Annotated in this window: 15 protein-coding genes, 1 pseudogene and 1 riboswitch; of the genes and pseudogenes, 3 read left to right on the top strand and 13 right to left on the bottom strand. The window is 71.9% G+C overall.

The genetic code is table 11. The features are described 5' to 3' along the window. Positions 1-34: 34 nt before the first annotated feature. Positions 35-769 carry a hypothetical protein gene (locus tag H7A72_RS05700; protein WP_185221918.1) on the bottom strand — a complete coding sequence of 245 codons (735 nt, stop codon included), beginning with the start codon at positions 767-769 and terminating at the stop codon, positions 35-37. Positions 770-828: 59 nt separating this feature from the next. On the opposite strand from H7A72_RS05700, the gene H7A72_RS05695 reads away from it, so the two are divergent. After that, positions 829-2502 (top strand): DNA polymerase, encoded by a 1674-nt coding sequence (locus tag H7A72_RS05695; RefSeq protein WP_185221917.1) that lies wholly within the window; start codon positions 829-831, stop codon positions 2500-2502. Positions 2503-2504: 2 nt separating this feature from the next. Here the strand turns inward: H7A72_RS05695 and H7A72_RS05690 are convergent, their stop codons facing one another. From H7A72_RS05690 to H7A72_RS05655, 8 genes and pseudogenes are all read right to left on the bottom strand, one after another. After that, a complete protein-coding gene (locus tag H7A72_RS05690; RefSeq protein WP_185221916.1) occupies positions 2505-3413 on the bottom strand; it encodes a proteasome assembly chaperone family protein in 909 nt (302 codons plus the stop codon). A 72-nt stretch (positions 3414-3485) separates the two neighbouring features. Further along, positions 3486-7286: an ATP-dependent RNA helicase HrpA gene (gene hrpA, locus H7A72_RS05685; protein ID WP_185221915.1), complete on the bottom strand. Its 3801-nt coding sequence runs from the start codon at positions 7284-7286 to the stop codon at positions 3486-3488. 56 nt (positions 7287-7342) lie between these two features. After that, complete coding sequence (locus tag H7A72_RS05680; RefSeq protein ID WP_185221914.1) at positions 7343-8611, bottom strand: GNAT family N-acetyltransferase; 1269 nt, start codon at positions 8609-8611, stop codon at positions 7343-7345. A gap of 49 nt (positions 8612-8660) precedes the next feature. Continuing rightward, positions 8661-9908 (bottom strand): hypothetical protein, encoded by a 1248-nt coding sequence (locus H7A72_RS05675; RefSeq protein WP_185221913.1) that lies wholly within the window; start codon positions 9906-9908, stop codon positions 8661-8663. Continuing rightward, positions 9908-10213 carry a hypothetical protein gene (locus H7A72_RS05670; protein WP_185221912.1) on the bottom strand — a complete coding sequence of 102 codons (306 nt, stop codon included), beginning with the start codon at positions 10211-10213 and terminating at the stop codon, positions 9908-9910. The genes H7A72_RS05675 and H7A72_RS05670 overlap by 1 nt, the downstream gene beginning before the upstream one ends. Before the next feature lie 78 nt (positions 10214-10291). Further along, a pseudogene (locus tag H7A72_RS05665) lies at positions 10292-11665 on the bottom strand (bifunctional o-acetylhomoserine/o-acetylserine sulfhydrylase); the annotation flags it as partial. Then, positions 11625-11737, bottom strand: a riboswitch (SAM riboswitch). (Overlaps the previous pseudogene by 41 nt.) 33 nt (positions 11738-11770) lie before the next feature. Next, a complete protein-coding gene (locus H7A72_RS05660; protein WP_185221910.1) occupies positions 11771-12172 on the bottom strand; it encodes a hypothetical protein in 402 nt (133 codons plus the stop codon). After that, positions 12159-12515: a hypothetical protein gene (locus tag H7A72_RS05655; RefSeq protein ID WP_143445492.1), complete on the bottom strand. Its 357-nt coding sequence runs from the start codon at positions 12513-12515 to the stop codon at positions 12159-12161. Before H7A72_RS05655 ends, H7A72_RS05660 begins: the two co-directional genes overlap by 14 nt. Positions 12516-12569: 54 nt before the next feature. Here H7A72_RS05655 and H7A72_RS05650 point away from each other — a divergent pair, with 54 nt between their 5' ends. Next, a complete protein-coding gene (locus H7A72_RS05650) occupies positions 12570-14024 on the top strand; it encodes a carboxyl transferase domain-containing protein (protein ID WP_185221909.1) in 1455 nt (484 codons plus the stop codon). Here H7A72_RS05650 and H7A72_RS05645 read toward each other — a convergent pair. Further along, complete coding sequence (locus H7A72_RS05645; RefSeq protein ID WP_143445493.1) at positions 14021-14452, bottom strand: hypothetical protein; 432 nt, start codon at positions 14450-14452, stop codon at positions 14021-14023. The two genes, H7A72_RS05650 and H7A72_RS05645, sit on opposite strands and share 4 nt — an antisense overlap. Positions 14453-14595: 143 nt before the next feature. Here H7A72_RS05645 and H7A72_RS05640 point away from each other — a divergent pair, with 143 nt between their 5' ends. After that, positions 14596-15972, top strand: a complete 1377-nt coding sequence (locus H7A72_RS05640) for an L-serine ammonia-lyase (RefSeq protein ID WP_185221908.1) — start codon at positions 14596-14598, stop codon at positions 15970-15972. Positions 15973-16046: 74 nt separating this feature from the next. On the opposite strand, the gene H7A72_RS05635 is transcribed toward H7A72_RS05640, so the two are convergent. The 3 genes from H7A72_RS05635 to H7A72_RS05625 form a co-directional block, all read right to left on the bottom strand. Then, on the bottom strand, positions 16047-17396 hold the full coding sequence (locus tag H7A72_RS05635; RefSeq protein ID WP_185221907.1) for a DUF2510 domain-containing protein: 1350 nt from the start codon (positions 17394-17396) through the stop codon (positions 16047-16049). A 103-nt stretch (positions 17397-17499) separates the two neighbouring features. Then, positions 17500-17967 (bottom strand): hypothetical protein, encoded by a 468-nt coding sequence (locus H7A72_RS05630; protein ID WP_185221906.1) that lies wholly within the window; start codon positions 17965-17967, stop codon positions 17500-17502. 30 nt (positions 17968-17997) lie between these two features. Next, entirely contained in the window at positions 17998-19662 is a 1665-nt protein-coding gene (locus tag H7A72_RS05625; RefSeq protein WP_185221905.1) for an NERD domain-containing protein, read from the bottom strand. Between the last annotated feature and the right edge of the window lie 16 nt (positions 19663-19678).

Genomic DNA, 19678 nt, shown 5'->3' with positions numbered 1-19678 from the left:
CTCCCTGTGGCGAGTGTCACGGACCCGCGGGAGGCTACCCGACGTCGACGCTCGCCGCCGGGAACTCGGTGCGCACGTGCGCGCCGATCTGCCGCATCAGCCACACGTCCATACCGGCGCCCACGGCACCGCCGACGACCGGCACGGCCTTGCCGAAGCGCGTGAAGACGCCCTTGCCGGCGGTCGAGAGGATGCGGAAGCCGACGGCCTTGTTGACCACCATCAGGGCCGGCCCGGGCAGTCGCTGGGCGGCCATGCCGGCGAGCCGGCCGGTGGGCGCGACGACCCCTGCCTTGGCGAGCAGGTCCTGGGCGTCGGCACCCACGAGGCTGAGCAGGACGGCGGAGCGGATCTCGGGCTGGGCGAGGTCATAGCCGCGCAGTCGGGCCACGGCCGCCGACATCCGGGTCGCCAGGACGTAGAAGCCCAGGACATTGGCCGGAAGGGCGACGACCATGGTCGCGAAGCCGCCGAGGTTGGTGAGGAAGCCGTTGGCACCGGCGAGCTTGAGCGTGTCGCCGACGACCTCGTCGACTGCCTTGTCGACGTCGCCGCCGTGCTTGGCCAGCGCCTTGTCGGCGACCTGCGCCGCGGAGTCGAAGGGGCCGCGACCGTCGATGCCGGTGTCGAGGAGGTTTTCGACGAGCTTGAGCGAGGAGCCGGACAGGCCTTGGCGGCTCTTGGGGTCACGCGCCTGCTCGAGGGCGGTCCGCGTGTCCTGCACCTGCTTCTTCTTGCCGAAGCCGAGTCGGTCGGAGATGAATCCCATGTCGGCATCCTGCCACGGCGAAGGGGGCCCGTCGGTGGACGCGGGTAGCCTCACGCACCGTGGGTGGACAGCAGCCGGGAGCCGTCGTCGTCGGGGTCGACGGTGTGGGTGCGGCGCTCCCCCCGCACGGCGATCCCGTGCTCGCGCGGGACCTCCCTTCGCTCGTCGCCGCCCTCTCCCCCGACGCCCGCTGGGTGACCTGGTCGGCCGCCGCGGTCGCCCCGCTCGTCACCGCCGGCGCCCGTCTGGACCGCACGTGGGACGTCGCCGAGGCGCACCGCCTCGCCCACGGCGGCTGGGCCGCGGGACCCGAGCTGGCGTGGGCCGCCGTCCGCGGCCTCGACCCTGCAACCGCGCCGGCCGCACCGACCGGCGACCTCTTCGACCTGCTCTCCGACGAGCTGCCGGCCGAGCAGCTCGTCCGCGACGACGGCCACCTGCGGGCCGATGCCGTGACCGGGGCGTGGCTGACGACGCCTGAGCGGTGCGCCGCCTTCGCCGACGCGGCCCGGCAGGTCGCCGCCCGTCAGCACGAAGGGATGACCGCTCGCGGTGGTCGTGCGCTCGCCACCGCGCACGCCGAGTCCGCCGCCGCCGTGCTCTGCGTCGAGCTCGAGCAGCACGGGCTGCCGATCGACCGGGCGACCGCCCGCCGTCTGGTGACCGAGGCCGCCGGCGACGAGCCGCACAGCCTCGACGAGGAGCTCGCGGCCCGCACGACCCGCGATGCGCCGGTGCTGGCGGCGCTGCCCGGCACCGGGCACGTCGACCTGCGCAACCCCGCCCAGGTCAAGGCGATGCTCGCCCGCGCCGGGGTCGACGTGCCGTCGACGCGCAAGTGGGTCCTCGAGGCGCACCGGGCCACCCACCCGGTCGTGCCGGCGCTGCTCGAGTGGCGCAAGCGCGAGCGGATCGCGACGACCTACGGCTGGCGGTGGCTGCGCGAGCACGTCGGCGCCGACGACCGGCTGCGTGGCGCGTGGGCGGCCTGCGACGGGGCGGCCGGCCGGATGACCGCCCAGGCGGGGCTTCACAACCTCCCGGCCGAGCTGCGGCCGGCGGTCGCCGCCGACGAGGGCTGGGTCTTCGTGCGGGCCGACCTCGGTCAGGTCGAGCCACGCGTGCTCGCAGCCGTCTCGCGCGACGAGGCCTTCGCGGCCGCCACCCGCGAGGACGACCTCTACGCCCCGGTGGCCCAGCGGCTCGGCGTGGAGCGCTCGGTGGCCAAGATCGCGGTGCTCGCCGCGATGTACGGCCAGCGATCGGGTCCGGCGGCCGAGGCGCTCGCGGGTCTCGAGCGCGAGTACCCCGTCGCGATGGCGCACCTGCAGCGCGCCCAGGACCGCGGGCGGCGCGGTGAGCCGGTGCGCACCTTCGGCGGGCGTCTGGTGCGCACGGACTTCTCGAGCGGCGCGCTCGACGCGGAGGCTCGCGACGGGCTCGCCGCAGCCAGAGGGCGATTCGCCCGCAATGCGGTCATCCAGGGCTCGGCCGCCGAGCTCTTCAAGGCGTGGGCGGCGACGGTGCGGGTCGCGGTGCGCCCGCTGCAGGGGCGGATCGTGCTGTGCCTGCACGACGAGCTGCTCGTCCACGTGCCGCGGGAGCACGCGGAGCAGGCCGCGGCCCTCGTCGACCGGGCCCTCACCGACGCCGCGCGCCGGTGGCTGGGCGGCGAGCAGGTGCGCTTCGTCGCCGACACCAGCATCGTGCGCCGGTGGTCGGAGGCCAAGTAGGCCTACTGCTCCGAGTCGTCGACCGTGCGCAGGAAGTCCTCGAACTCCGCGCCGAGCTCGTCCGCGGAGGGCAGGTCCTCCCCTTCGACGGCGAGCAGGCTAGGGCGCTCGAGACCACGCAGGTGCACGTCGTACTGACGCTCGAGGGCCTGGACGGCCTCGCGGACCTCGTCGTTGTCCTCGATCTCGCGCTCGATCTGCATCCGCCCCTCGCGCGCGGCCTCGGCGAGCGCGTCGTTGGGCAGGTTGAGGCCGGTGCAGTCGACGATGGCGTTGAGCGCGGTGAGCGCGCCGTCGTGGAAGGTCGACTGGGCCAGGTAGTGCGGCACGTGGATGCTGAAGCCGACGGCATCGCGCGAGCTCTCGCCGAGGCGCAGCTCGAGCAGGGCGGCGAGCGAGGCCGGGACCTGGACGGTGCCGAAGACCGGCTTGTGCTCGCCGATGAGGCACTCGTCGGAGCCGTGGACGGTCATGCCGACGGGCCGGCTGTGCGGGACGGCCATGGGGATGCCGTGGGCGTGCACCGCGAGGGTGATGCCCATGTCGTCCATGATCGTCGTCACCGCGTCGACGACGGCCTCCCACCGGTAGTCGGGCTCGGGCCCGGTGAGGATGTAGTAGGTCTGCCCGTCGCGGTCGAGCAGGTGGTAGAGCAGCAGCGACGGGTCGGAGTAGTCGGTGTAGCGGTTGGCGTCGAAGGTGATCACCGGACGCCGGCTGCGGTAGTCGACGAGCGAGTCGACGTCGAAGGACGCGACGACGGTCGGGTCGCCCGCCTCGAGGAGGTGGTCGACGAGCAGGCGCTGGGCCATGCCCGCGTCGAAGAAGCCGTCGAAGGCGACGATCATCGGCCCGGGCTGGAGCAGCGCGGGGTCGGTGTCGACCTCGTAGCGGTAGAGGCGCTCGGTCACGTCAGGTCCTCCTGGTCGGTGAAGCACTCATTGTCGCAACCCCGCTCGCCCCGCGGCCATTCCCCCCGCCGGTCAGGGTGTCGGGATCGCGGCGATCGCCGCGCGCACCCGCTTGGCGGAGACGGTCCGGGCGGTGCCGACGGACTGGGCGAAGAGCGAGATCCGCAGCTCCTCGATCATCCAGCCGATGTCGACGACGTCGGCCGAGCGGCGCCGCAGCGGGGGCAGCGCGTCGAGCAGGTCGGCGTAGGCGGCCTCCACCGCGTCGACCGCCTCCTGGTGGCCGGCGTCGCGCCGCGGGTTGTCCGCGGCGCGCTCCAGACGAAGGGAGATCCCGCGCAGGTAGCGCCGCAGGTCGGGCAGCCGTGACAGGCCGGTGTCGGCGATGAAGCCCGGCCGGACGAGCCCGTCGAGCTGGGCCCGTACGTCGGCGACCGTCGTCGCCAGCGCCGGGGCGGTCATGCGGTCGAGCAGCGCGAGGACCTCGGTGCGCTGGGCGAGCACCGGCTCGACCTCGGAGACGGCGGTGAGCACCCGCTGGGCGACGTGGGTGCGGGTGGCCGCGAGTGCCTCGTCGAAGGCCGCCCGCGAGCGCACCGGCCCGGTGACGTGCTGGGCGACGATGTCGTCGACGGCGGCGGCGAGCGCGTCGTCGAGGAGCTTGGGGACCGAGCCGTGGGGGTTGTCGGCGAGGGCGAGCTTCTGCGCATTGGTCAGCCGGGCGAGCACCCGCTTCCACGGTGGGGTCGTGCCGAGGAGGAGCAGGCGGCGTACGCCGGCGGTGTGGGCCGCGGCGGCCTGCTGCTCGTCGGGCAGCACGCGGATGGCGACGCTGCTCCCCTCGTCGACGAGGGCGGGGTGACCGACGACGGTGTGCTTGCCGGTCTTCGTCGAGAAGGTCTCGGGCAGGTCGTCGAGGTCCCACGTCGTCAGGCCGGTGCGCTCGATGGAGGCGCCGGCCCGCGACATGCCCTGCTGGACGTGGCCGGCGAGGCCCTCGCGCAGCTCCTCGAGATCCTTGCCTCGGCCCAGCCGCCGTCGACGGCCGTCCTCGACGGCGAAGGTGACTCGCAGGTGGTCGGGCACCTTGGACCAGTCCCACTCGCCCTCGTCGATGCGGATCCCCGCGCGGCGGCCGAGGACGCTCGACAGCTGGCTGGTGATCGACGTGCCGGCGGCGGGGTCGAGCTGGTTCAGCGCGGCACGGGCGTGGTCCGGCGCCGGCACCAGGTGGCGCCGGGTCGCCTTGGGCAGGGACTTGATGAGCGCGGTGACGAGGTCGGCGCGCAGCCCCGGGACCTGCCAGTCGAAGCCGTCGGCGCCCAGCTGGTTGAGCACGGCGACCGGCACGTGCACGGTGACCCCGTCGTCCTCGGTCCCCGGTTCGAACTGGTAGGTCACGGCGAGCTCGAGGCCGTCGCTGCGCCAACGCCGCGGGTAGTCGCGCCCGTCGACCTGCTTGGCGTCCTCGCGGGTGAGCAGCTCCTCGGTGAGGGTGAGCAGGTCGGGCTGGTCGTGGCGCGCCTTCTTCCACCAGCTGTCGAAGTGCGCCCCGGAGACGACGTGGTCGGGGATGCGCTCGTCGTAGAAGTCGACGACGTCCTGCTCGTCGACGAGCAGGTCACGCCGGCGGGCGCGCTCCTCGAGCCGCTCGAGCCGACGCACGAGCTTGCGGTTGGTCGTCAGGAAGTCGTGGTGGGCGTCCCACTCCCCCTCGCCGAGCGCGTGCCGGATGAAGAGCTCGCGGCTGGCGACCGGGTCGATCTTGCCGTAGCTGACCGCCCGGCCGACGACGAGCGGCACGCCGAAGAGGGTGACCCGCTCGGTCGCCATGACCGAGGCGGCCTTCTTGCTCCACCGCGGCTCGGAGTAGGTGCGCTTGACGAGGTGCGCGCCGGCGCGCTCGGCCCACACGGGGTCGATGCGGGCGGACGAGCGGGCCCACAGCCGGCTGGTCTCGACGAGCTCCCCCGCCATGACGAAGGGGGGTTGCCGCCGGAAGTTGGTCGTGCCGGGCTGGATGGAGAAGCGGGCACCCCGGGCGCCGAGGTAGTCGCGCTTGTCCTCGTCGCGCAGGCCGATGTGGCTGAGCAGCCCGGTGAGCAGGGCCTGGTGCACGCGGTCCCAGTCGGGTTCGGCATCGGGCGCCGAGGTGCGCTGGCGGGTGTCGATCTTGCACTGCTTGGCGGCGCGCACGAGCTGGCTGTGCAGGTCCTGCCACTCGCGGGTGCGCAGGAAGTGGATGTACTCCCGCTTGCACATGCGGCGGAAGGCGCTGCCGGACAAGGCCTTCTGCTGGTCCTTGAGGTAGACCCAGAGGTTCCACCAGCTCGCGAAGTCGGACCCCTCCTGACGGAAGCGAGCATGCTGCTGGTCGGCCTGGGCGCGCTGCTCGCTGGGCCGCTCGCGAGGGTCCTGGATCGACATCGCGGCGACGATGACGAGGACCTCGGTGGTGCAGCCGAGACGGTCGGCCTCGATGAGCATCCGGCCGAGCCTGGGGTCGACGGGCAGCCGGGCGAGGGTCCGGCCGGTCGGGGTGAGGCGACGCGCCCCCTTCGCCTGGTGCGTGGTGTCGAAGGCCTGCAGCTCCTGCAGCAGGCGGACACCGTCGGTGATCTGGCGGGAGTCCGGCGGCTCGACGAATGGGAAGCGGCTCACGTCGCCGAGGCCGAGGGAGGTCATCTGGAGGATGACGCTGGCGAGGTTGGTGCGCAGGATCTCGGGGTCGGTGAACTCCGGGCGGGCCTCGAAGTCCTCCTGCGAGTACAGCCGGATGCACACGCCCTCGGCGACGCGACCGCAGCGGCCGGCGCGCTGATTGGCCGAGGCCTGCGAGATGCGCTCAATCGGCAGGCGCTGGACCTTGGTCCGCTGGCTGTAGCGGGAGATGCGCGCGGTGCCGGTGTCGATGACGTAGCGGATGCCCGGGACGGTCAGCGAGGTCTCGGCGACGTTGGTGGACAGCACGATCCGTCGCCCGGAGTGCGGCGCGAAGACCCGGTGCTGCTCGGCGGCGGACAGGCGGGCGTAGAGCGGGATGATCTCGGTGTCGGGCAGGCGCATCCCCGTGAGGGCCTCCTGCGCGTCGCGGATCTCCCGCTCCCCCGACAGGAAGACGAGGGCGTCGCGGGGACCGCCGGACTCGGGCTCGGTCCACAGCTCCTCGACCGCCCGGCAGATGCCGGTCACCTGGTCGACGTCCCCATCCTGATCGTCGTCCTCACGATCGTCTCCAAGCGGGCGGTAGCGCACCTCGACCGGGTAGGTGCGACCGGAGACCTCGATGATCGGCGCGGGCTCGCCCTGCTCGTCGCTGAAGTGCGCGGCGAAGCGCTCCGGGTCGATCGTCGCCGAGGTGATGACGACCTTGAGGTCGGGGCGACGCGGCAGCAGCTGCTTGAGGTAGCCGAGGATGAAGTCGATGTTGAGCGAGCGCTCGTGGGCCTCGTCGATGATGATCGTGTCGTAGCGGCGCAGGTCGCGGTCGCGCTGCATCTCGTTGAGCAGGATGCCGTCGGTCATGACCTTGACCGCCGTGCTGTCGCTGCTGTGGTCGGCGAAGCGCACCTGGTAGCCGACGAGGCCGCCGAGGTCGACCCGCAGCTCCTCGGCGATGCGCTCGGCGACCGACCGGGCGGCGATCCGGCGGGGCTGGGTGTGACCGATCTGCCCCTCGCGACCGCGTCCGATCTCGAGCGCGATCTTGGGCAGCTGGGTCGTCTTGCCGGACCCGGTCTCCCCCGCGACGATGACGACCTGGTGCTCGCGCATCGCCGCGGCGATGTCGTCCTTGCGCGCGACGACCGGCAGGTCCTGCGGGTAGTGCAGGTCCTCCGCCGCGATGGGTTCGCGCAGGGAGGCTTCGGGCATGGGGGGCAGGATATCCACGATCCCTGAGGAGGTCGCGAAGCGACCGTCTCGAAGGGTCAGAAGTCGATCGTCGTCACCGGCCCGACCGGCGTGCGCAGCGCGGCGTCGAGCGCCGCCACCGCGGCCGGGTCGCCGGTGACGTAGCCGGCGGCCGCCCGGGCCACGATCGTCTGCCCGCCGAGCCACACCGCACCGAGGTCGGCGATGTCGAGCGTGACGTCGGCGGCGGCCTCCGTGCGCTCGAGGGCGCCGACACCGTCGCGGGTGGCGGTCCAACGCCAGCGGCCGACCTGCTCGGGCAGGATCGCGTCCCCGATCTCGACGACGACGTCGAGATCGGCGGCGTGGCCACGCTCGGTGACGGCGGTCGGCAGGTCGACGATGCGCAGCCAGAGGTTGTCCGTCGGACCGCCGCCGCCCAGGGCACGGGGCGAGGGCAGCCACTGCACGAGCGGGTCGTCGAGGGTGACCCAGTAGCCGGTGCTGCCCATGAGGTCGAGGTCGACGAGCCGCTCGGCGAGCGCGAGCCGGGCCCCGACGTCGGTGGAGACGAGGAAGAAGACCCCGACCTCGCCCTCGGGTCGCCCGTCGGACCAGCGCGGCGTCCGGTGGAAGTAGGCGGCGCCGACGTCCCGGCCCTCACGAGTGGCCCACAGCAGGCGGGCGGGCTCGCGGTCGCTGCGGCTCTCGGGGTTGTCGTGGAGCAGGCGAGCGCAGTCCTCGCGGCTGCGCACGACCTGCCCGGCGCCGGTGGCGGCGGCCGCTCGGGCGATGTCGTGCCACCGGTCGCCCTGATCGGGGCCGGCCGTCGTGGTCTGCAGGGTCGTCGCGTCGGCGAGCGCCCGCACCTGCGGCGGCGCGGCGAAGCTCGTGCCCCGCCCGAAGCTCGAGCGCAGCACCGTGCTCGCGACGCCGTAGCCGTAGCGTCCGTAGATCGTGTGCTCCGACGCCTTGAGCACGGACAGCGAGCGCCCCTGCTCGTCGCGGGTCCAGCGCAGGTGGTGGCCCATGACGGCGGTGAGCACGCCGCGACGCCGGTGGTCGGGGTGCACCCCGATCCAGGTCAGCCCCTCCGCAGGACGAAGGGAGGCGACCTCGCCTCCCGCAGCCGGCACGGAGACCTCGACGTCCCACGAGCCCGCGGTCGCGGCGGGCTCTCCCCCACGGGTGGCGATGAAACCCGCCCGCTGCGGGGTGTCGCGCAGCTGCGCCTCGCGCGGTCGGCGCCCGGCGTCCGCCCAGACGAGCTTGTCGAGCTCGAGCAGGGCCTCGACCTGGCTCTCGTCGCTCGGGTCGATCCGGGTGATCTCGATGTCGCTCGTCATGCCGCCACGCTCGCACCACCCCCGCTGCGCCGCAACGCCCTTTTGTGGTTCACCGGGTCAGCGGCACCGGCCCCTCGGTCAGCTGGTCGAGTCGCTCCTCGCGGTGGCGGGACTCCCGCGACTTGCGCGCGGCCTCGCGGCGAGCCTGTGCCTTGTCCTCCGGGTTGGCCCCGGTCGCCCGGTCGACGTGGCTGGCGACGGTCCGAGCCGAGTCGACGTGCTCCTTCGCCGTGGCGCCGCTCGCCACCGTGTAGGTGACGATGTGCTTGCCCTTGCGCACGTGGCCGGAGCCGGCGAGCGTGGCCCAGTCGGCGGCCATGTCGTCAATGAGGCGCACGCCGCTCTTGTCGGCCAGCTTGTCGACGGCGCGGTGCCTGGCCCGGACGGCTGTCGTGGCGGTCGTGCGTCGCACGGACGTCGTGGCCCGCTGGGTCCAGCGGGTCGTCGCGACCGACGTCGTCGAGGTGGTCGGGTAGCGCTTCTTGGCCGCGGCCACGTCGTCGGCCAGGCGTCGTGACCTCTTCGTGGCGTTGGCAGCCGCCCCTGCTCCACCTCGTCGACCGATGATGGCGCTGACCACCGTGCCCGCGGAGTTCTTGGCGACCCCCCGATAGCTGCCCTCGTCGTACATCGCCCTCCGCCCCAGCTGACCGATGGGGTCACCGACCGCCAGCGCGGACAGGACCTTCAGGCCCGGGCTGAAGGCGACGACCGGGTTGTTGACGAGGCTGCTCGTACCGACGTGGCTCGACATCTCGAAGGCGTTGTACCCATCGGGGTCGGCCAGGTCCGCGCCGACACTCGCGAGGCGGCGCCCCACGGTCATCTCGTCGTCCAAGGCATGGTCGTTGCGACGGATGTAGCGCTCCTTGGCCCACTGGCGCTCGTTGGCGGCGACGACGTACTGCCGGTCGTAAGTCATGTACTGCGGGTCCTCGGGCGGCGTGGAGTCCAGTCGCGCCTTGCGTCCGTCGGAGATCCTCACATAGCGCTCGTACCGCTCGCGTTGCTGTGTGAGGTACTTCTGGTCCTCCTCGAGACGGTCGGCGTACTGCCGGACGATGCGCTCGGCGTCCGCCAACCGATCAGCGATCTTGACGAGCATGTCCGGCGTCTTGTCGACCTCCCCGGCGAACGCCGTGCCCGAGCAGGAGTCCCAAACTCCCTTCGTCGAGATCGTGCGCAGCATCGAGGAGAGGCTGCGGATGTTGGCGACGACGGTCCGCAGCTCGCGCGCCTCCGCACGCAGGTACTCCGGGTCGCCCTCCTCGGCCGTGCGCGTGACACCGAGCGGCATCAGAGGACTCCCCGCTGGCGACGATCGATGAGCTGCTCGGTCTCGACGTAGACGCCCCCTGCCCCGCGCGCCAGGTCGCGCAGGTCACGCAGCTGTCGGCAGACCTTCTTGCGCTCGAGCTCGTAGTCGCCGACGGCTGCCTCGTACCCGTCGGTGCCCAGGGCGGTAGGGAAGCCGTAGGTCTCCACCCCCTCGGCATTGCTGACGCGGGCCTTTTCTTCCAGGTAGTTGGCGATGTCCCCCAGGCGCCGCCCGAGGGCCTCGATGCCCTGGCTGTCGATCGAGATGCGCTGCTCTCCGCTCATGCCCCCACGCTAGGAAAAAGCGCCGAGGGGCCCGTGGAATTATCCACAGGCCCCTCGGCGCTCGTCAGGCAGCGAAGGTCACTTCGCCGCGGCGAAGCCCTCCTCGAGGTCGGCGACGATGTCCTCGATGCTCTCGAGGCCGACCGCCAGACGGACGAGGCCGGGGGTCACACCTGCGGCGAGGCGGTCCTCGTCGGGCCCCTGGGAGTGGGTCGTCGACGCCGGGTGGATGACGAGCGAGCGCACGTCGCCGATGTTGGCCAAGTGGCTGTGCAGGGTGAGCCCCTCGACGAACTTCTTGCCCGCCTCGAGGCCGCCGGCGATCTCGAAGGAGATGACGGCACCGGCCCCCTTCGGCGTGTAGCGCTGCGCCTGCTCGAAGCTCGCGGAACCCTCGATGGACGCCCAGTTGACCGCCTCGACCTGCGGGTGCCCCGAGAGGAAGTCGACGACCTTGCGGGTGTTGTCGAGGTGGCGCTCGATGCGCAGGCTGAGCGTCTCGATACCCTGCCCGATGAGGAAGGCGTTGAAGGGCGAGATCGCCGGACCGATGTCCCGCAGCAGCTGCACGCGCGCCTTGAGGATGAAGGACAGGTTGGCCCCGAGGGCACCATTGACGCCGAGGTCGGGCCCGAAGCGCAGCCCGTGGTAGCTCGGGTCGGGCTGGTTGTAGTTGGGGAACTTGTCCGGGTCGGCCGCGTAGTCGAACTTCCCGGCGTCGACGATGACGCCGGCGATCGCGGTGCCGTGGCCACCGAGGTACTTCGTCGCCGAGTGGACGACGACGTCGGCGCCGTGCTCGATCGGGCGCAGCACGTAGGGCGTGGCGATCGTGTTGTCGACGACGAGCGGCACGCCGGCCTCGTGGGCGATCTCGGCGATGCCGGCGATGTCGAGGACGACCGGCTTGGGGTTGCCGATGGTCTCGCCGAAGAAGACCTTGGTGTTGGGCTTGACCGCCGCGCGCCACTGCTCGAGGTCGCTCGGGTCCTCGACGAGGGTCGTCTCGATGCCGAACTTCGCGAGGGTGAACTTCAGCAGGTTGACCGTGCCGCCGTAGAGCGCGGCGCTGGCGACGATGTGGTCACCGGCCTCGGCGATGTTGACCAGGGCCAGGTGCGTCGCGGACATCCCCGACGCGGTGAGCAGGGCCCCGACGCCGCCCTCGAGCGCAGCGATCTTCTGCTCCACCGCGTCCTGGGTGGGGTTCATGATCCGCGTGTAGATGTTGCCGAACTCCTTGAGCGCGAACAGGTTTGCCGCGTGCTCGGTGTCCTTGAAGGCGTAGGAGGTCGTCGCGTGGATCGGCAGCGCCCGCGAGCCCGTCGTGGGGTCGGGTGCCTGGCCGGCGTGGATCTGACGGGTGTCGAAGCTCCAGGTGGAGGGATCGGTCATGGTGGTGCTCCTGTGCTGTGCGCGCTTGACCGCGACGGTCGTCGCGGACCAGGTCGTCTCCCGGGGCACCCCACCGCGGAGGAGGGTTGCCGGCCAGCGAGCCGGGGCTTCGCGCTGGCGCTCAAGACCTGTCGCAAGACTAGGAGATGCTCGCGTCGCCGATCAGGCGCGTCTCACACGGTGGATCCACCACAGGCCGACGAAGGGGAGGACGAGCGGCAGGTAGCCGTAGCCGGACCCGAAGTGGGACCACACGGTCTTGTCCGGGAAGAGGTCCGGCCGCACGTAGGAGAGGGTGCCCACCGTGAGCACGCCGACGGCCTCGACCGTGATCGCCGCGGTCGCCAAGCGGGCGCCGGAGGCTCCCCCCTTCGCCAGGGCCACGGTCGCGACGACGTAGATGACGGCCGCGAGCGCCGAGAGCACGTAGGCCAGCGGCGCCCGGTCGAAGTACTGGGTGATCTGCAGGACCGAACGGCCCGTGGCCGCGAGCGCGAGGACGGCGTAGACGGCGACCACGACCCGGCCGGGCCCGGTACCCGTGCGCACCTCAGGCGGGGCCATGGGTCTGCCAGATCTGCAGGATGCGGTAGGCCATGACGCCGACGGTGAAGGCGCCGGCGAGGACGACGCCCATCGCCCAGCGGGTCTTCTCCTTCAGGGCGATGAAGACGACGATCGGCGGCAGGATCGGCAGGGTGAGCGCGTAGGCGAGCATCGTCGCGCCCTCGCCCTCCCCCGACACCTTGCCCATGGCGATCGCGCTGGCGACGACGAGGGCCACGAGGGCCAGCTCGAGGACCGCGGTCACGAGCAGCATGAGGTCGTCGACGAGCCGGTCGATGATCAGGTAGGCCAGGGCCAGGAGTCCGAGCACGCCGACCGCGACGATCACGACAGTGGTCAACGGCACAAGCACCGGGCAAGGGTACCCAGCGCCGCGGCTGGGACGATCACTGCCATGAGTGACCAGCGCCCGGGTGCCCATCAGCTCATCGCCTCCGTCGTCGACGAGGGCAGCTATGTCTCGTGGGACGAGCCCATCGACCTGACGGCCCTGTCCCCCGACTACCGCGCCGCCGTCGACGCGGCCGCCGAGCGGGCCGGCACCGACGAGTCCGTGCTCACCGGGCGGGCGAGCATCCACGGCCACGACGTCGCCCTCGTCGTCGGCGAGTTCCGCTTCCTCGGCGGGTCCATCGGCCGGGCCGCGGCGGCCCGGATCGTCGCGGCGATCCGCCGCGCGACGACCGAGCGGCTCCCCCTCGTGGCCGCCACCTCGAGCGGCGGCACCCGGATGCAGGAGGGCACGCCGGCCTTCGTGACGATGATCGACATCTCCGCGGCCGTCGTCGCGCACAAGGCCGCCGGCCTGCCCTACCTCGTCTACCTGCGTCACCCGACGACCGGCGGCGTCTTCGCCTCGTGGGGGTCTCTCGGCCACATGACGATCGCCGAGCCGGGTGCGCTCATCGGCTTCCTCGGCCCGGTCGTCTACGAGACGGTCAACGGCGTGCCCTTCCCCGAGGGCGTGCAGGTCGCCGAAAACCTCGTCGACAAGGGCATCGTCGACGCCGTCGTCCCCGTCGAGGGCCTCGCCGAGATCGCCGCGCGCGCCCTGACCCTGCTGTCGACGACCACCGAGCGCACCGCCGACCCCGCCGACCACCCCGCGTGGCCGATCACTCCCTTCGTCTCCCGTCCGGAGCCGGACGAAGGGGAGGTCGCCCGCCTCTGGGAGGCCATCGAGACCACGCGGCGGGAGGACCGCCCGGGGGTGCGTGAGCTGCTGCGCCACGCCGCCGACGACGTCATCCCGCTCAACGGCACCGGCTACGGGGAGTCGGACAAGGGCGTCATGCTCGCGCTGGCGTCCTTCGGTGGGCGCCCGTGCGTGCTCGTCGGCCAGGACCGGCGCTACCAGGTCGCGCAGTCGATGGGCCCGGCCGCACTGCGCGAGGCGCGGCGCGGCATGCGGATGGCAACCGAGCTCGGGCTGCCGCTCGTCACGGTCATCGACACCCCGGGTGCCGACCTGTCCCCCCATGCCGAGGAGGGCGCCCTCGCCGGCGAGATCGCCCGCTCGATCTCCGACATGACGGCCCTCACGGTGCCGAGCGTGTCGGTGCTGCTCGGTGAGGGCACCGGCGGCGGGGCTCTCGCGCTGCTGCCGGCCCGGCGGATCATCGCCGCCGGCAATGCCTGGCTCTCACCGCTGCCACCCGAGGGCGCGAGCGCGATCGTCTTCAAGGACACCGAGCACGCCGCGCTGCTCGCCGCGCGGCAGCGGGTCGGCGCCGCGCAGATGCGCGAGGACGGGACCGTCGATGTCATCGTGCCGGAGGAGCCGGCGGCCCACGAGGACCCGGAGGGCTTCACCGCGGCCATCGGCGCCGCGATCGCCGCAGAGCTCTAGCCCGCGGCCGCCAGCCCGGTCCACCGGGGCATCTCGATGACCGCGTGCACGGTCGCCAGGTAGGTGCCGAGCAGGGGCACGTCGTGCTCGCGGCTCGCGGCGATCGCCGCCTCGTGCCAGCCGCGGGCGACGTCGTCGGGGACATAGCCACGCGGCCGACCGACGGCGACGACGATGCCGCCGAGCCGGTCGCCGAAGCCGCTCATGAAGAGGTCGAAAGGGCGTCGCCTCTCGTGGGCCGGGACGTCGTCGATGTCGTTGATCGTCAGGGGCTGCACGAGGCGGTGCTCGTGGTTGCACAAGAGGATGCCGAGGCACCCCTCCGCGCGGTCGGTCTCCCGCACGACGAGGTCCACGACGTCGGCGGTGAGTGTGGGGTCGGTGAGTGGTCGCTGTGGCCAGTCGGCCGGCAGGTCGTCGTAGGTCATGCCCTTCATCATGGCCACGTGCGACCTCGCCCCCGCGAGCTTTTCCACAGCACCCGTCCGAGGACCGAGACGCGGGTAGTGTGACGGGCGGCACCGCGACCCACCCCGTCGCCGGCCCCACCACGAACCCCCGGGAGACCCCTGTGGCACTCAGTGTCTTCGACCTCTTCTCGATCGGCATCGGCCCCTCGAGCTCGCACACCGTCGGCCCGATGCGCGCGGCCGTGATGTTCGTCGAGGGGCTGCGTGACGAGGGGCTGCTGCCGCAGGTGCGGCGGGTGCGGGCCGAGCTCTTCGGCTCGCTCGGCGCGACCGGCCACGGCCACGGGTCGGCCACCGCGGTCCTGCTCGGCCTCGGCGGTGAGCGACCCGAGCTGTGCGACCCGCGCACCGTGACCGGCACCCTCGAGCAGATCCGCGCCGCCCGCCGGGTGAGTCTGCTCGGCGAGCACGAGATCGACTTCGTCGAGCACGACGACCTGATCCTCCACCGGCGCAAGTCGCTGCCCCTGCACCCCAACGGCATGACCTTCACCGCCTGGGGCGAGAGCGACGATGCCCCGGTCTCGACGCACACCTACTACTCGGTCGGCGGCGGCTTCGTCGTCGGCGAGGACGCGTCCGGCTCGACGCGGATCGTCGCCGACACCACCCCGGTCAAGCACCCCTTCACCACCGGCGACCAGCTGCTGGCGATCTGCGCGGAGACCGGGTTGTCGATCTCGCAGGTCATGCTCGACAACGAGCTGTCCTGGCGCACCGAGGCGGAGGTGCGCAGCGAGCTGCTGCACATCTGGTCGGTGATGCGCGAGTGCATCGACAACGGCATGCGCACCGAGGGGGTCCTGCCCGGTGGGCTCAAGGTCCGCCGTCGTGCACCCCAGCTGCACCAGCGGCTGCGCACCGAGGGCCGCAGCGACGACCCCCTTCGCGGCATGGACTGGCTGTGCCTCTACGCGCTGGCCGTCAACGAAGAAAATGCGGCGGGCGGCCGCGTCGTCACTGCCCCGACCAACGGCGCCGCGGGCATCATCCCGGCCGTGCTGCGCTACTACACCGACTTCGTGCCGGGCGCTGACGACGACGGCATCTGCCGCTTCCTGCTCACGGCCGCCGCGATCGGCGTGATCTACAAGGAAAATGCGTCGATCTCCGGCGCCGAGGTCGGCTGCCAGGGCGAGGTCGGGTCGGCGTGCTCGATGGCCGCCGGCGCGATGGCCGCGGTGCTCGGCGGCTCCCCCGCCCAAGTGGAGAATGCCGCCGAGATCGGCATGGAGCACAACCTCGGCCTGACCTGCGACCCCGTCGGTGGCCTCGTGCAGATCCCGTGCATCGAGCGCAATGCTGTCGCCTCCGTCAAGGCGATCACGGCCGCGCGCACGGCGCTGCGCGGCGACGGCTCGCACGTCGTCTCCCTCGACAAGGTCGTCAAGACGATGCGCGAGACCGGCCGCGACATGAAGGTCAAGTACAAGGAGACGGCGCGCGGCGGCCTGGCCGTCAACGTCATCGAGTGCTGACCGGCGCGCCCACGACATGACGAAGGGCGGTGCTCCCGTGAGGTGAGCACCGCCCTTCGGCGTGGTGACCGGGCCTACTTCTTGGTGAGGGTGTAGTCCCCGGCGGCCTCGACGATGAGGTACTTGGTCCCGTCCTGGACCGTCGTCGTGCCGTCGTAGTTGTCGTACTCGCTGATCAGGCGGTCCGGGTAGTCCTTGGCGCCGACGGCCTGGACACGGAAGCTGCCGATGAAGGAGTCGGCGGGCTGGGTGTACTTGGCCGACAGGTCGCTGCGCTTGCCGTCCCACTTGAAGACGTTGGGGCCGCTGCCCTTCTGCGTGGTACCGAAGTCGGGGGCCTGGCTGATCCGGATGAACTTGACCGACCAGTCACCCTCGGAGTCCATCTCGATGCGCGAAGTGGAGGCCGAGTAGTTGGTGAGGTTGTAGGCGACGGTGCCCTTGGTCGCGTTGGACGCGGTGAGGACGTACTCGGAGCTGCGGCCGTTGCCGTCGGTGCCCTTGATCGTCAGGCTCTCGTACTTGTCGCCCTTGTGGGTGAACTCGACGAGACCGGCACCGTCACCGGCGGGGACGCCGATGAAGGCCTTTCCGCTGCCGGTGTACTTCTTGTTCCACTCGGCCGCCTTGTTGCGGTTGTCGAGGATGCTCGTGCCCGGGTCGTCTGACGTCGAGGAGGAGCTCGACGAGCTCGGGTCGGTCGTCGTGGTGTCGGTGGTCGAGGAGTCCGTCGGCGTGTCGGTCGGCGAGTCCGTCTGCGAGGTGCTGCTCGGCGAGGCGGTGTCGTCGTCATCGCCGCCGCTCAGCAGCGAGAAGCCGACGAAGCCGAGGACGACGATCAGGACGAGACCGACGACGCCGGCGCCGATGATCCACGGGAGCTTGCTCTTGCCGCCGGGCTGGCCGCCCTGGCCGGCCGCCGCGTAAGAGGGCTGACCGTAGCCACCCTGCTGCTGGTCGTAACCACCCTGCTCGGCGTAGGGCGACTCCTGGCCGTAGGCGGACTGGTCCTGGCCGTAGCCGGACTGGCCGTAGGAGGAGGCACCGTAGCCCTGCTCCTGCTGACCGTAGGACGTCTGGCTGTAGCCCTGCTCCTGCTGACCGTAGGACGTCTGGCCGTAGCCCTGCTCCTGCTGACCGTAGGAGGAGGCGGCACCGTAGCCGGCAGCCTCATTGGTCGAGATGGCCTCGGTCTCGGGGGCGCGGTCGGCGCTGGGGCGCACGCGGGTGGCCTCGTCGACCTCGCTGGTGTCACCCAGGGTGTCCTGGCGCGTGCCCGTGCCCGACGCGTCGGGACCGGGCTGGCCGACCCCGAAGCCCTCGGGCGTCGCCTGACGGTGCTCGGTCCATCCATGACCGTCCCAATAGCGGATCTGACCCTGCTGCTCAGGATCCTGATACCAACCGGCAGCCCAGGAACTCATCGAGGCCCCTCCATATCTCTCGAATGCAGTGATTGCTGGGGCAAGCGTACCTGCGGTCCCGCAGGTCCAGCATGGGGAGAACTCCCCACGCCCGAAAGGTCGGTCAGTTGGCGTAGCCGTTGCGGCGGTTGAAGTCCACGGCGCCCTGGTAGGCGTGGTACATGCCCCAGCCCCAGGCGACGAGCATGAGCGGCAGACCGATGAAGCCGACGAGGATCCAGCCGAGGCAGATCACCAGCACGAGTCCGAAGAGCCAGAGCCCGAGGAACCCGACCCCGGGCCCCACGTCGCCGTTCATCATCGATCCCACACCGGGGATGAGGAAGGAGACGACGAGTGCGATGGCCGGCTCCTTGCGGGCGACGGGCACGGCGCCCGGGTGGGGAGCCCCGTAGGCGGGAGGCGGCGCGTAGGGCATGACCTGCCCGGTCGTCGGCGGCGGGGGTGCAGCAGCCGGGGACGGTGCGGGCGGGGCGGGTGCCGGCGCGGACGCGCTGTGGGTCCACTGGGTGCCGTCCCAGTAGCGCCGCTCTCCCTGGTGCTCGTACCAACCCGGCTTGTGCTCGGTCATCCTTGTCCCCCTTGGTGGTTCGCCGCGATGCTACCCGCTGCCCTCCAGCGCCCGCGCCACCTGCTCGCCGGCCCGGGCGATGACCTCGAGATCACCCACGACGACCAGTCGGTCGGTGGCCCTCGACAGCCCGACGTAGAGGCGCTCACGGAAGCGGTCGGTGTGACCGGACTCGTTGATGCAGAGCACGACGGCGCGACGTTCCATCCCCTTCGCCCCGAGGACGTGGCCGTAGAAGACGTCCTCGTGGTCCCAGAAGGTGTCCCAGTAGCCGCGCTGCCCGAGCTCGTCCTGGCGCTCGATCTGGACCGGGTGCCGCCGGCCCGTGGTGAGCAGGGCGACGTGGCCGGGGTCCCAGCCCTCGTCGAGCAGGACGTCGACCTGGTCGTCGGCCACGTCGAGGGCTGCGGTCGACGGGGACTGGACGAAGACGACGGCGGGACCGTCGCCCCCTTCGAGCCGCATCCGTAGCGGGGCCAGCGGACGGAAGACCTCGGCGATCTGCTTGGTGTTGCGCAGGTTGTGGTCCAGGACGAGGGGCACGAGCGGGACCGGGGGCCGGCCGAAGCGCTGGAAGATGCGCTGGTTCTCGTCGGAGTAGAGGAAGAGCCCGCCCTCCGTCTCGTCGGTGAGGGCGCCGACGAGCGGCTGCCACCACGACTCGGCGAAGTCCTGAGCCTCGTCGACGACGAAGGAGTCGAAGCGCTCCCCCGGCGGCAGCTCCGCGGCGCGCTCGGCCATGAGACGCGGCATGGTCTCCTCCCAGTAGGCGGGGTCCTCGCGGGAGCCCGAGGGCACGCCCCACCGGTTGCCGAGCTCCTCGAAGGTCCCGACGAAGGCCGGGCGCTGCCGGTGCGGCCAGCTCGCGACCTCGCGCTTGAACCAGGTCGCCAGACCGATGGAGTAGCACAGCAGAGCGACGCGCTCGGCCGTGCGACCACGATGGCCGGCGGTCAGCTGCTTGGCCTGCGTCAGCGCGAGGACGGTCTTGCCGCTGCCCGCTCCCCCACGGATCTCGACCCGGCGCAGCAGCCGGGTGACGTCGAGGACGAGCGACTGCTCCTGGGTGAGCCGGTCGGCCCTGGCCTCCCGCTCGTCGGCCTCGTCGGCGACGGTGGGCACGGCGGACGTGCCGCGGGCGGTGAGGATGTCGACGACGACCTCGCAGTCGTCCTCGGTCGGCACCCGGCAGTGGGTCTCGAAGCCGAGCGGGATGTCGGCCAGCCGCGCGGCCAGGTCGTCGAGGTCGCCGCGGTCGTGGATCATCCACCGCGGGCAGTCCGGCAGGTCGAAGTCCACCCCCAGACCGACGAAGGGGGTGACGACCGCGTGCGCGAAGCGCACCTTGCTGCGGGACGAGTCCGCCCACCGGCGGTCCGACTCGACGTACTGCCGGATCGCGTAGCGCGTGTCCCGGGCCTGCCCCACGGGGTCGATCGGCACCCGCTTGCCGTGGCGACGGATCGTCCACTGCCCGTCGTCGATCCGCACGCCCGTGCCCTTGACCTCGACGGCGACGACCCCGACGTCCGGCATGACGACGACGAGATCGGCCTCGTGGTCCTTGCGGGTGTCGGTCAGGCGCAGGTTGGCGATGAGCGCGTCCTGCGGGCGAAGGGAGTCGCGCAGCCGCTCCCACACCACCCGCTCCGACTCGGTCGTGAAGCGCGGGTCGTCAGGGATCAGACGTGGCATGTGGTCAAGGTAGCGA

The organism is Janibacter sp. YB324 (assembly GCF_014217915.1).
GTDB classification, from domain to species: Bacteria; Actinomycetota; Actinomycetes; order Actinomycetales; family Dermatophilaceae; genus Janibacter; species Janibacter indicus.
This window is presented reverse-complemented; position numbering and strand designations above follow the sequence as displayed.